The following is a 12,933-nucleotide window of genomic DNA, read 5'->3' on the forward strand; positions in this document are numbered from 1 at the left end:
CATTCAGGTGTGATCTACACAACACCGCCCCATGAAGAGTTCGAGGTGCCACAGTCGATGCAGGTCAGCGTTCTCAGCGGACCCCACGAGATTCGACTGGAGGAGCGACCGGTTCCGACCCCGGCGGCAGACGAGGTGCTGGTGCGGGTGACCGCGGTCGGAGTCTGCGGGTCGGACGCGCACTACTACCGGGAAGGCCGAATCGGCGACCACGTCGTGAACGGCCCGTTGGTACTCGGACACGAAGCTGCAGGCGTGATCGTCGGAGTCGGTTCCGCAGTGGCCGACACCCGAATCGGCCAGCGCGTCTCGATCGAACCTCAGCGCCCGGATCCGACGAGCGCACAGTCGCGCGCCGGCCGATACAACCTGTGCCCGTCCATGGAGTTCTTCGCGACGCCGCCGATCGACGGCGCCCTCGCCGAGTACGTGTTGATCCAGTCGGTCTTCGCGCACACGATTCCCGACGAGATCTCCGACGAAGCCGCTGCCCTCTTCGAACCGTTGTCGGTCGGCATCGCGTCGGCCCAGAAGGCACGAATCACCGCCGGCTCCAGCGTGTTGATCGCGGGCGCGGGCCCGGTAGGCCTCGTCACCGCACAGGTCGCCCGCGCATTCGGCGCCACGACCGTGATCGTCAGCGACATCGACGCGGCTCGTCGGGTCAACGCATCCACCTTCGGCGCGACGCAGGTTCTCGACCCTGCAACGGACGACGTTCGAGAGTTCGAGGTCGACGCGTTCATCGACGCGTCCGGTGCGGCCCGTGCCGTCGTCGACGGCATTCATGCTGTTCGGCCCGCAGGTACCGTGGTGCTGGTGGGTATGGGTGGATCCGACTACGCGTTGCCGATCTCGTTGATCCAGAACCGCGAACTGGTACTGACCGGAGTGTTCCGCTACGCCAACACCTGGCCCATCGCTCGTGAACTGGTGCTCGGAGGCCTCGTCGATCTCGACGCCATGGTCACCGCACGGTTCGATCTCGCTCACGCCGAGGACGCGTTGAACGCGGACAAGGTCGCTGGAAGCATCAAAGCTGTTGTCATCCCAGGATTCTCGAAGGAGACCGACGTATGAAGCTGAACTCGCGCACTCTCGACGACTTCATCGAGGACGTCGCGGTACCCACCTACGATCGGTCCGAGGTGACGGCCGGGATCGTGCACTTCGGTGTCGGTGGGTTCCACCGCGCCCACCAGGCGATGTACGTCGACCGGCTGCTTCAGCAGGGCGAAGCGTCGGAGTGGGGAATCTGCGGCGTCGGAGTCCTCCCCGGTGACCGGAAGATGAAGGACGTCATGGATGCCCAGGACTGCCTGTACACGCTGGCGCTCAAGCACGCGGACGGCACCTGGGACACCCGAGTAATCGGATCCATCGTCGAGTACCTCTTCGCACCGGACGATCCCGAGGCCGTGATCGAGAAGATGGCCGCGGAGTCGACGCGCATCGTCTCGCTCACCATCACCGAAGGCGGGTACAACTTCTCCGCGACGACGGGCGAATTCGACGCCGCGAATCCCTCCATTCAGGCCGATCTGAAGGACGGGGCCGTTCCGTCGACGACGTTCGGATTGGTCGTCGACGCGCTCGCGCGACGCAAGGACCGCGGACTGAAGCCGTTCACCATCATGTCGTGCGACAACATCGAAGGCAACGGGCACATCGCGCAGTCGACGTTCACTGCGTTCGCGCACCTGAAAGATCCCGAGTTGGCGCAGTGGTTGACCGCCGAGGGGGCATTCCCCAACTCGATGGTCGATCGCATCACGCCGGTGACCACTCCCGAAGTGGTGCAGAGCCTTTCGGAGCGTTACGCGCTGGACGATCAGTGGCCTGTCGCGGGCGAGCCGTTCACGCAGTGGGTCCTCGAGGACAAGTTCACGCTCGGTCGCCCTCCGTTCGAGGACGTCGGAGTACAGGTGGTCGAGGACGTCACGCCGTACGAGCTGATGAAGCTGCGACTGTTGAACGCGAGCCATCAGGCACTCGCGTACTTCGGCTACCTCAGCGGCTACCGGTTGGTGCACGAGGTAGCCCAGGACTCACTGTTCTCCGAGTTCCTGCTGGCCTACATGAACAACGAAGCAACTCCGACGCTGCAGCCGGTCCCCGGCATCGATCTGGATGACTACAAGAAGACACTGATCGAACGCTTCTCCAACCCGGAGATCCGCGACACCGTCGCGCGGCTGTGCGCGGAATCGTCGGACCGAATTCCCAAGTGGCTGTTGCCCGTCATCCGCAAGAATCTCGAAACGGGCGGAGACATCCGGTTGTCCACTGCCGTCGTCGCCAGCTGGGCGCGCTACGCCGAAGGCGTCGACGAGCAGGGTCAACCGATCGACATCGTCGACGCGCTGAAGGACTCGCTCGTTCCGATCGCCTCGAGCCAGCACCAGGATCCGACGGCCTTCATCGCCAACCGCGCGGTCTTCGGCGACCTGATCGACAACGAACGCTTCGTCGCCGAATACCGCACGCAGTTGGACTCTCTGCACTCCGAAGGCGCCCGCGCGACCCTGGAACGCCTCCGCCTCACATAGGGGTTACTTGCCGAACTCCGCCGTGCCGATGGTCCAGGCCTTGGCCTGATCGCTGAGCGTGAAGCCGAGGCCCGGACGGTCGGAGAGATGCATTCTGCCGTCACGGGTTTCGAGGTGCTCGTTGAACAGCGGGTCGAGCCAGTCGAAGTGCTCCACCCAGGTCTGCAGCGGGTAGACAGCCGCGAGGTGCAGATGGATTTCCATCGCGAAGTGCGGCGCCATCTGCAGGTTGCGATGCTCGGCCAGGCCGGCGAGTTTCAGGAACTGTGTGATGCCGCCGATGCGCGGGGCGTCGGGCTGAATGATGTCGACGGACCCCGCCTCGATCAGGCGTACGTGCTCGCCGACGCTGGCGAGCATCTCACCGGTGGCGATCGAGGTGTCGAACGTGCGGGCTAGCATTGCGTGACCTTCGGCGTCGTACGCGTCGAGCGGCTCTTCGATCCAGACCAGGTCGAACTGCTCGAGGATTCGACACATTCGGTTGGCGGTGGGGCGATCCCACTGCTGATTGGCGTCCACCATGAGCGGCACGCCGTCGCCGAGGTGCTCGCGGACAGCTGTGACGCGCGCGATGTCGGTGCGCCAATCCGGCTGACCCACTTTGAGTTTGATGCCGCCGATTCCGGCTGCGAGGGATGCCGTCGCGTTGTCCAGCACTTCCTCGATAGGCGTGTGCAGAAAACCACCCGAGGTGTTGTACGTCTGCACCGAGTCACGCGTTGCACCGATCAGCTTGGCAAGCGGCAGCTGGGCACGCTTGGCCTTGAGGTCCCACAGCGCGATGTCGATAGCCGCAATAGCCTGTGTCGCAACGCCACTGCGTCCGACGGATGCTCCCGCCCACTGCAGCTTGGTCCAGATCTTGGCGATGTCGCTGGGATCTTCACCGATCAGGACGGGGGCGATCTCCTGCGCGTGCGCGAACTGAGCCGGTCCGCCTGCGCGCTTGGAGTAACTGAATCCGATGCCCTCGTGCCCTTGCTCCGTGCGGATTTCCGCAAACAAGAATGCAACCTCGGTCATCGCCTTCTGCCGGCCCGTCAACACCTTGGCATCACTGATGGGGTTCTTCAGCGGCAGCGTGATCGACTTCAGCGTGACGTGTGCGATCCGGTCGATGGTCGCGTCGCCTGCCGCGAGGGCCTTGATCGCCGCGTCGGGTGCGGTGAGTCCGCTGGTGGGCTTCGAAGTTCTTGTCTCTACGTCGATGGACACTGCGACTGATCTCCCTTGAACGGCTGGTGGTGTACCTCACACGCTATGGGGTTGATTCATTCAAGTCCAAGACTATTTGTGGATGCATCGATACGGGTTCGGCATCACCGCCATGGGATGGAAATACACCACGCTGCATGCATTTCCACCCCCGGGAGCCTGTCAGTCGACGAGGCGTTCGCCGGTGACGGTCGAGAACAGGTGAGTGCGCTCGGCGGCGTAGGACAGGGTGATCTTCTCGCCACGGCGAGGCGGGATGCGGCCGTCGGCGCGCACGACGATGGGCTGCTTGGTGCCGTTGATGTCGGCCTGGCCGTACACGTAGGCGTCGGCGCCCAGTTCTTCGACCACGTCGATGGTGACCTCGAGACCCGCGCCTGTGGTGAGTTCGAGATCCTCGGGGCGGACGCCGAGGGTGACCGAGCTTTCGCCGATGCCGGCGATCGCGGAACGCGGAACAGGGACGACCTCGCCGCCGAAGCGCACTCCGCCGTCGACGAGGGGAAGTTCGAGAAGGTTCATCGCAGGGGATCCGATGAAGCCGGCGACGAAGACGTTGTTCGGATGCTCGTACATCCGGCGAGGAGTATCGCACTGCTGCAACACTCCATCCTTGAGGACAGCAACTCGATCACCCATCGTCATGGCCTCGACCTGATCGTGCGTCACGTAGACGGTGGTGGTCGCGAGACGCCGCTGCAAGGCAGAGATCTGCGCGCGAGTCTGTACGCGGAGCTTCGCGTCGAGATTGGACAGCGGCTCGTCCATGAGGAAGACCTGGGGCTTGCGAACGATCGCTCGACCCATCGCCACGCGCTGACGCTGACCGCCGGACAGCGCCTTGGGCTTGCGATCGAGGAACTTGGTGAGATCGAGAATCTTGGCGGCATCCTCGACTCGACGCTTGATCTCGGCCTTGTCCTCACCTGCGATGCGCAGGCCGAAGCCCATGTTCTCGCCGACGGTCATGTGCGGGTAGAGGGCGTAGTTCTGGAACACCATCGCGATGTCGCGGTCCTTGGGCTGGAACTCGGTGACGTCGTTGCCGCCGATGGTGATGGCGCCGCGGTCGACGTCCTCGAGACCGGCGAGCATGCGGAGCGACGTGGACTTGCCGCAGCCGGACGGTCCGACGAGGACGAGGAACTCGCCGTCCTCGATCGCGAGGTCGAGCTGGTCGACGGCGGGCTTGTCTCCCCCGGGGAAGAACTTGGTGACGTTCTCGAATGCAACTGTTGCCATGATGAGTGTGCTCCTTCACCGGCAGGAACGTGCCGGACGATCCGAGTGGGAGTATCGAACTGTGTTCACGTGTGTTCATGTATGTGAACTTGAGTCAACATGGTGACTTCGTCTCGAACTATGCACTAACGTGATGCGCAGCACAAGACTTTTCGATGGAAACGAGGAAACATGACGACGCTGTTGATCACCGGCGCTGCCGGAAACATGGGAAAGATGCTCCGCCCGCTACTGCGTAGGCCGGATCGCACGCTCAGGCTGTTCGATATCGCTGACATCACCGATACCGACTCGGCCACAGAAGAATTCGTCCAAGGATCGGTCACGGATCGCGCCGCGGTGGCCAGGGCAGTGGACGGCGTCGACGCCATCCTGCACCTCGGCGGATTGAGCACCGAGGACTCGTGGGCGAACATCCTGTCGGTGAACGTCGACGGCACGCAGGCGATCTTCGACGCCGCCGTGGCGCACGGAGTCACCCGCATCGTCGCCGCATCGAGCAATCACGCCGTGGGCTTCTGGACGCACGCGGAAGCAGGCGGCGAGCCCTTGGCCGGCGATGTGACTCCACGTCCCGACGGCTTCTACGGTTGGTCGAAGGCTGCAGTCGAGGCACTGGGGAGGCTGTACCACGACCGCTTCGGCATCGATGTGGTCAACCTGCGCATCGGCTCCAGCTTCGAGAAGCCACCGAACTACCGCGGCCTGGCCAGCTGGATGTCGCCGGCCGACACCGCACGCCTCATCGAAGCGTCCCTGTCCGACAGCGCCAAGGGATTTCACACCGTCTGGGGTATCTCGAAGAACTCCCGCGCCTGGTGGTCGGGCGAACAGGGCGCCGCCATCGGATACGAACCCCAGGACGACGCCGAGCAGTTCGCCGACGAATTCCTCGCCGACCACGAATGGACCTTCGACGACCCGATCCTCCAGCGCGTCGGTGGTGCATTCTGCGACCACCCGCTGGGCACACGCATGCACTAGTGGGCTGCCCTGTTCGCACCGAACGTGGCGTTCGGTCACTTGAAGTGACCGAACGTCACGTTCGGTGCGGCGGGGGTGGCGGCTAGGAGTAGTTCGCGATGACGGAGCCGAGCGAGTCGAGTTGCGGCTTGTTGACAAGGCCGAGGTGGTAGAGGTGCAGTTCGTTCGCTCCGGCTGCGACGGTTGCTGCGACGTGGGCGTCGACCTCGTCGAGTTTTTTCGGCGGCAACACGGAAACGTATGCGCCGACGGCAATGCCGTCACCGACCAGCGCGCGAGTCTTCTCCACGACCGACACCGTCTCGGCAGTTCCTGGCCAGGCCGAGACAAGTACCGCGTCGGCGTCGGATGCTGCGGTGCTCGTGAGGGCAGGAGACGGACCGGTCTTCCAAGGATCGGGGTGCCCGTGGAGCGTGACGCGAACGTCGGGAACTTCCGCGCGCACTGCTGCGAGCACTTCGCGGCGCAGCGTGTCGGCGTCGGCGTGACGCACTGCCAGCACAGCGCCGGCTTCATCAGGAGTGAGGACGTCCTCGATCGTCGACGACGAGGCCAACGTTCCTGCGGACAACGCGTCGATACCGTCGCGCAGTCTCGCGACGATCTTGTCCGAGTCGACGCCGTGTTCGGCCCACGCGGCCAGCTCGCGAGGAGTGCAGCTGATCGACATCAACGTGTCACCGATTTCGGGGTACGCCCCGTCGGTCTTCTCGTGCGGTCCGACGTGGGCGAATCCCAACTGACCCGCGGCTTCGATGGACACGCCGTACAGGTCGACGCCCCGGACAGCTTCCGCGGCGAGGGTGCGTGCGTAGGCGACGATGTCGGGGTGCCCGGGTTGAAGTGCGTACGGGTACCGGTCACCGTACGCGTTGACGACGGTCGTATCCGGATGGGCGTGACCCAGAATCGTGCTGTGCGACAGGACGATCCATGCATGTACCTTGATTCCCGCCGCGACGAGTACGGCTGCGGCGTCACCGAATGCGTCCTCGGATCCGCCCCAGGCGGCCGACCTCGCCTGCACCGTGAGCCCGCCCCACGCCTCCGGACGCACCGGGCGGTACAGCGCCGCGTGGTGGGCGTCGACGACCTTGTGCGACGGGTGCAACGGGGTTGCGGCCCTGGTCGAGTGATAGCTGGCAGCAAGCGCTATTTCACGGACGCCCAGGGCGTGTACGCGATCGACGAAATGGGGATCGCCGAGCACATCCCACGGATAGGCGTGCGCGACGATGCGATCGACGGAGTTCTCGGTCATGGATGGCCCTTCAAGCATTCAACAGACAGGACAGAGTTCACACATGGGAACACATTCAGAGTCGAACTGTCCACGATCCAACCGACGTGCCGCTATCCTGCACGCGTTGGGCACCTCCTCCAACCTGCACCACGACCGTCCCGAACCGGTCGTCGGCCGCACCTGGCGCCGCGACGGCGTAGTCGGAACCGAACTGACCTGGGCCACCCCAGAGCAGGGCACACCGACCGAGGCATGGTTTCTGAAACCCGCCGACCACGCTGGTGGCGTCCTGCCCGCGGTGCTCCTCATGCACGGTCACGACGGGCTGAAGTTCTACGGCAAGGAAAAGGTCGCGGACGGACCCGATGGGCCCGATGGGCCCGCTCCCGGCGTCTCCGAACTGCGGAAACAGGGTTACGACGGTCAGTCCGTGGCGGCGGGACTCGTCGACGCCGGCTTTGCGGTTCTGGTTCACGACGTCTTCCCGTGGGGCAGTCGCCGTATCTCATGGGCCGACTTCCCCGACCGCGCCCGCAAAGCCGCCGACATGAACGAGGAGCGCTACGAAGTCGCCGCACGCGAGCACGAACACGGGATCGCCAAGGCCGCGGCGCTGACCGGGTCGTCCCTGGCCGGAAAGGTTCTTCGCGAGGATCTCGTCGCGTTGAACGTCCTGCGCGGACTTCCCGGAGTCGACGCCGCCCGCATCGCTACCACCGGATTCTCCGGCGGCGGAGCCCGCGTCGCGCATCTCCTTGCCGCGACCGACGTGAAAGCCGCCGTCATCACCGCCATGATGAGCACGTTCGCCGACATCGCCGACGGTCATGCCGACGACACCACCTGGTTGATGATCACTCCGGGATTGCCGGCCGTGTGCGATTGGCCCGCGGTCGCCGCCTCCGCCGCACCGACTCCACTTCTGGTCCAATTCGCCCAGCGCGACAGCCATTTCGGGCTCGCTGGAATGCGCGATGCCGACGCAGCGCTGGCGCAGGCGTACAGCGGCACCGACGCCCTGGTCACGCAGTGGTTCGACGACCGACATGTGTTCAGCGCGGACATGCAGGGCGCCGTGACCGACTGGCTGCGCCGGACGGTATGACCCGTCACGCTTGACATGCCTTGTGACTGCCGTCATAGTGAATCCCAGTGATTCACATAGACGATGTGAGTTCATATATGTGAACGGATACGGATGAACGAGCACAACGTCCCATCACGTTGAGCCCAGGTAGGCCCACCACTGACATTCTCCCGTACCTGCCTCTCTCCGGCACCCCACAGTCTTCGCAAACCCCGCCAGATCCAAGACCTACAGCCCGTCGGCCCACCACAGGCCCTCACCCTCGGAGCGTCACCCATGGTCACCACCACACCACCCAGGTCGGGAGGGAAGCCTGCACCCGCCGCGGCCGTCCCGATCCGGAAGAAGCGCCGCATCTCGGCGCCCTACATACTCATCGCACCCGTCGTCGTACTGCTCGTGGTCTTCATCTTCTACCCCGTGGGCAGTGTCTTCTACTACAGCCTGCAGTACTACAACCCGACGACGCCGTGGGACAACGGTTTTGCCGGTCTCGAGAACTTCAAGCTCATGTTCGCCGACGACGCTTTCTGGAACAGCCTGGTCGTCACCGCCAAATGGGTCGGCGTCCAGGTCGTCTTCCAGCTGATTCTCGGCCTCGGACTGGCGCTGCTGGTCAACGAGGTATTCCGCGGCCGCGGCCTCGCTCGCGCCCTGGTGTTCTCGCCGTGGGCCGTGTCCGGCGTTCTGACTACCGGTATCTGGCTCCTCATCTACAACCCGTCGACCGGGTTGTTCAAGCTTCTCGGCGACATGGGGATCGGCGACGGCACGGCCGCCCCCATCGCCGATCCTGACACCGCCTTCTGGGCCACGTCGGTGGCCGAACTGTGGCGCGGTGTCCCGTTCTTCGCGATCCTGATCCTCGCGGAACTGCAAAGTGCACCGAAGGATCTGTACGAGGCTGCGAACGTCGACGGCGCCAACCGCTGGCAGCGGTTCCGCTTCGTCACCCTCCCGCACCTCAAGGCCGTCATCATTCTCTCGACGCTGCTTCGCGGCGTGTGGGAGTTCAACAACGTCGACCTGCTGTACACACTGACCGCCGGTGGACCGGCAGACGTCACGACGACGTTGCCGCTCTACGTCTCGCAACTCGCCACCACTGCCCAGGACTTCGGATACGGCTCGGCACTGACCACCGTGGCATTCGTGATCCTGCTCTTCTGCTCGATCCTCTACTTGCGCCTGAGCAAGTTCAACAGCGACAAGGCCTGAGAACATGACCACTACCGCCGATCGACCGGTGATCGCCACCCCGGCACCCGATTCCCACACCGAACTGCGTGTGCACAAGACCAAGCCGCGTTTCTTCAGCGTCGGTTTCCCGCTCGCGCTCTACCTTTTGTTCACGCTCGTTCCGTTCTACTGGATGATCGTGTTCGCGTTCCGTCCCGCGGGCTCCAACTCGATGCTTCCCTGGCCCATCACGTTCGATCATTTCGACACCGTGTGGAACACGCTGGGCTTCAGCTTCTTCTTCAAGAACTCCCTGATCGTCGCCGGACTGTCCCTGGTCCTGACGACCTTCGTTGCCCTGGCAACCGGATACGCGTTGGCGCGCTTCAAGTTCCGTGCCAAGATCCCCCTCGTCATGGCGCTGTTGTGCAGCCAGTTCGTGCCCGGCGCCATGCTGCTCATCCCGCTGTTCCAGGTGTTCCGCGAAATGGGACTGGTGAACAACCTGTTCGGCCTCATCGTCGCCGACACCGTGTTCCAACTACCTCTGGCCGCGATGCTGATGGCGGGTTTCATCTCCCAGATCCCGGTGGAGCTCGAAGAGGCGGCAATGGTCGACGGATGTTCGCGCATGAAAGCGTTCCGAATCATCATGTTGCCCCTGCTGCGGCCCGGCCTCATCGCCGTCGGCTCGTTCGCCTTCATCGGTAGCTGGAACAACTTCCTGTTCGGCCTGATGTTCATCAGCAGCCAGGAGAAGTTCACGTTGCCAGTCGGTTTGAGTTACACCATCGGTTCCTACAACGTCGACTTCGGTGTCCTCGCGGCCGGCGGTCTCATTGCCGCTGTGCCTGTGGTCGCCGTCTTCGCCGTCATCCAGAAGTACCTCGTCCAGGGCCTCAGCGCCGGAGCGGTGAAGGGCTGATCATGACCAAGACACATTTGGCCAGAAGAACGTTCCTCGTCGGCACTGTGGCCGCGCTCGTCCTCGCGGGCTGCAGCTCGGAAACATCGTTGCCCGACGGCGCACTGGGCGACCCGAACAGCGGCACCCTCACCTTCTGGGACAACAATGCCGGACCTGATCGAACTCCGTTGTACGAAGAGCTGATTCGCCGTTTCGAAGCTGCGAATCCCGGTATCGACATCGAGTACGTCGGCCTACCGTCGGACAGCGCGCAGCAGAAGTACCAGACGGCGCTTGCCGGCGGTTCGGCCCCGGACCTCGGTATCGTCTCCACTGCATACCTCGCGCCGCTCGTCGCTCAGAATGCCGTCATTCCGCTGGACCAGTTCCTCGACGCATCGCCGCAGAAGACCGACTACGACCCCAAGATCATCGAATCCGCTCGCGAGTCCGGCGGTGGTGAGGTTCTCTACGGCCTGCCGTTCACCAGTAACAACGCAACACTGTGGTACCGCGCCGACTGGTTCGACGAGGCAGGACTGGAACCACCGGACACCTGGGACGAGTTCTACGAGGCGTCGGACGCACTGACCGACAAGGCCGCCGGCCGGTACGGATTCACCATCCGCGGCGGAGCGGGATCGATCTATCCGCTACTGCAACACATGTTCGCGACGACCGGTATCGAGAACTTCTTCGACGGCAGCGAATCGACGGTCAACCGCCCCGAGATGGTCGAGGCCATCGAACGATTCGCCGCCCTGTACGACGTCGACACCCCCACCGCCGACGTCAACAACGGATTCCCGCAGATGGTGGCCAGCTTCGGGGGCGGGTCGGTTGCGATGATGCAGCACAACCTCGGCTCGCTCAGCAACCACAGGAAGGCGCTCGGCGACAAGGTCGGCGCAGTCGCACTTCCGCTCGCGGACAACGGCGTCCGCACGGTGATGACCGACCCGTTCCCGTCGTACACGGTCTTCAAGTCCAGTCAGCACCAGGCTGCAGCCTGGAAGTTCCTCGAGTTCATGACGTCTCCGGAGTCGCAGGCGTACTGGAACGAGAACGTCGGCCAGATTCCGGTCAACACCGTCGCGCGGTCGGCGCCGTCGTTCCAGACGATGCCGTCCGTGCAGGCCGCTCAGGCCGCACTCGACGACCCGAAGACCGTCCTGGTCACGCCGCCGGACTACCTGCCGGACTTCGGCAAGATCGTCCAGGTGCAGATGCTGGGCCAGTGGCAGAAGGTTCTGATCGGGCAGCTCAGCGCCCAGGACTTCGCCGACGACTTCGCCGAGAAACTCAACCGTTCCAAGGCCAAATACGATGCCCGTCAGGGCAAATAGGGGATAAGCACCATGTCCAGCGTCATCACGGAAGTTGCCGTGCAGGTGTTCAAGACGGAGGCGCGCACGTCGGTCGACTCCTACGGACACCGTCACCCCGGCCCGTCCAGCCAGTCCACCCAGGCGTTGCTGCGCATCACCGATTCCGACGGAGCCAGCGGTTACGTTCTCGGCAAGCCCAACTACTTGCGTCAGGACCAGGTGGAGCAGTACTTCCAGTCGGTCCTGATCGGGACCGATCCGCTTGCGCGTGAGTCCGTCGAGAAGAAGTTCGCGATCCGGCAGCGCACCAAGGCCGTCGAACTGCCCGAGCACACGCTCAGCTACGTCGACCAGGCTCTGTGGGACCTGGCGGGCAACAAGTTCGACACTCCGGTGTGGAAGTTGCTCGGTGGAGCCCGCTCCGAGGTGAAGGCGTACGCGAGCACCATGTGCGGTGACGACATCGAGGGCGGCCTGTCCTCGCCGGAGGACTTCGCAGCCTTCGCTCGTGATCTGAAAGCACGCGGCTACCAGGGCATCAAGCTGCACACCTGGATGCCGCCGCACCCCGGCGCCCCTGACCTTCACCGCGACATCGACGCCTGTGCCGCGGTACGCGACGCCGTCGGACCCGGCTTTTCACTGATGCTCGACGGCTACCACTGGTACTCGCGCACCGAAGCCCTCACGTTGGGACGCGAGCTCGACCGCTTGAAGTTCGCCTGGTTCGAGGAGCCGATGGACGAGTTCTCGCTGCGCTCGTACAAGTGGCTCGCGGACCAGATCGACACCCCCGTCATCGGTCCCGAGACCACTCCGGGACGGCACAAGTCCAGGTCGGAGTGGATCGCCAACGAGGCCTGCGACATCCTGCGGGTCGGCGCGATGAACGGCGGCGGGATCACGCCGGCGATGAAGACGGTGCACATGGCCGACGGATTCGGGCTCGAGTGCGAGATCCACGGCAACGGTGCTCCCAACCTCGCGCTCGTCGGCGGGGCGCCCAACGTTCACTGGTACGAGCGGGGGCTGCTGCACCCGCACACCGACTACGACTGGGTTCCGCCGCACCTCAAATCCATCGTGGATTCCATCGACGAGAACGGAATCGTGCACATGCCCGACCGTCCTGGCCTGGGGGAAGAGATCGATCACGAGTACGTCGCAGCCAATCTCGTACAGGAATACTGAGTCAA

At 64.0% G+C, this 12,933-nt stretch carries 11 protein-coding genes; 8 read left to right on the forward strand and 3 right to left on the reverse strand.

Annotated elements, in window-relative coordinates:
* Positions 1–57: 57 nt before the first annotated feature.
* Together CH293_RS08320 and CH293_RS08325 are read left to right on the forward strand one after the other, a co-directional pair.
* Positions 58–1,080 carry an NAD(P)-dependent alcohol dehydrogenase gene (locus CH293_RS08320; RefSeq protein ID WP_037139886.1) on the forward strand — a complete coding sequence of 341 codons (1,023 nt, stop codon included), beginning with the start codon at positions 58–60 and terminating at the stop codon, positions 1,078–1,080.
* Positions 1,077–2,549, forward strand: coding sequence for a mannitol dehydrogenase family protein (locus CH293_RS08325; RefSeq protein WP_037112085.1), 1,473 nt, complete (start codon positions 1,077–1,079; stop codon positions 2,547–2,549). The genes CH293_RS08320 and CH293_RS08325 overlap by 4 nt, the downstream gene beginning before the upstream one ends.
* A 3-nt stretch (positions 2,550–2,552) precedes the next feature.
* Here the strand turns inward: CH293_RS08325 and CH293_RS08330 are convergent, their stop codons facing one another.
* Positions 2,553–3,767 (reverse strand): mandelate racemase/muconate lactonizing enzyme family protein, encoded by a 1,215-nt coding sequence (locus CH293_RS08330; protein ID WP_094719940.1) that lies wholly within the window; start codon positions 3,765–3,767, stop codon positions 2,553–2,555.
* Between the two features lie 162 nt (positions 3,768–3,929).
* A complete protein-coding gene (locus CH293_RS08335; protein WP_037112089.1) occupies positions 3,930–5,009 on the reverse strand; it encodes an ABC transporter ATP-binding protein in 1,080 nt (359 codons plus the stop codon).
* A 171-nt stretch (positions 5,010–5,180) separates the two neighbouring features.
* Between CH293_RS08335 and CH293_RS08340 the strand changes: the two genes are divergently transcribed.
* Positions 5,181–5,993: an NAD(P)-dependent oxidoreductase gene (locus CH293_RS08340; RefSeq protein ID WP_037112091.1), complete on the forward strand. Its 813-nt coding sequence runs from the start codon at positions 5,181–5,183 to the stop codon at positions 5,991–5,993.
* An 82-nt stretch (positions 5,994–6,075) separates the two neighbouring features.
* Here CH293_RS08340 and CH293_RS08345 read toward each other — a convergent pair whose 3' ends face one another.
* A complete protein-coding gene (locus tag CH293_RS08345) occupies positions 6,076–7,254 on the reverse strand; it encodes a hypothetical protein (RefSeq protein ID WP_094719941.1) in 1,179 nt (392 codons plus the stop codon).
* Positions 7,255–7,360: 106 nt separating this feature from the next.
* On the opposite strand from CH293_RS08345, the gene CH293_RS08350 reads away from it, so the two are divergent.
* The 5 genes from CH293_RS08350 (at position 7,361) to CH293_RS08370 (ending at position 12,928) form a co-directional block, all read left to right on the forward strand.
* Positions 7,361–8,341 carry a dienelactone hydrolase family protein gene (locus tag CH293_RS08350; RefSeq protein ID WP_255122765.1) on the forward strand — a complete coding sequence of 327 codons (981 nt, stop codon included), beginning with the start codon at positions 7,361–7,363 and terminating at the stop codon, positions 8,339–8,341.
* Positions 8,342–8,599: 258 nt separating this feature from the next.
* Positions 8,600–9,541, forward strand: a complete 942-nt coding sequence (locus tag CH293_RS08355) for a carbohydrate ABC transporter permease (RefSeq protein WP_052059452.1) — start codon at positions 8,600–8,602, stop codon at positions 9,539–9,541.
* Between the two features lie 4 nt (positions 9,542–9,545).
* Positions 9,546–10,427: a carbohydrate ABC transporter permease gene (locus CH293_RS08360; RefSeq protein WP_170945186.1), complete on the forward strand. Its 882-nt coding sequence runs from the start codon at positions 9,546–9,548 to the stop codon at positions 10,425–10,427.
* 2 nt (positions 10,428–10,429) lie between these two features.
* Entirely contained in the window at positions 10,430–11,755 is a 1,326-nt protein-coding gene (locus CH293_RS08365; protein WP_037112097.1) for a sugar ABC transporter substrate-binding protein, read from the forward strand.
* 12 nt (positions 11,756–11,767) lie between these two features.
* Positions 11,768–12,928 (forward strand): enolase C-terminal domain-like protein, encoded by a 1,161-nt coding sequence (locus CH293_RS08370; protein ID WP_037112098.1) that lies wholly within the window; start codon positions 11,768–11,770, stop codon positions 12,926–12,928.
* The last annotated feature ends 5 nt before the right edge of the window (positions 12,929–12,933 follow it).

This window comes from Rhodococcus sp. 14-2470-1b (genome assembly GCF_002259415.1).
GTDB lineage: Bacteria > Actinomycetota > Actinomycetes > Mycobacteriales > Mycobacteriaceae > Rhodococcoides.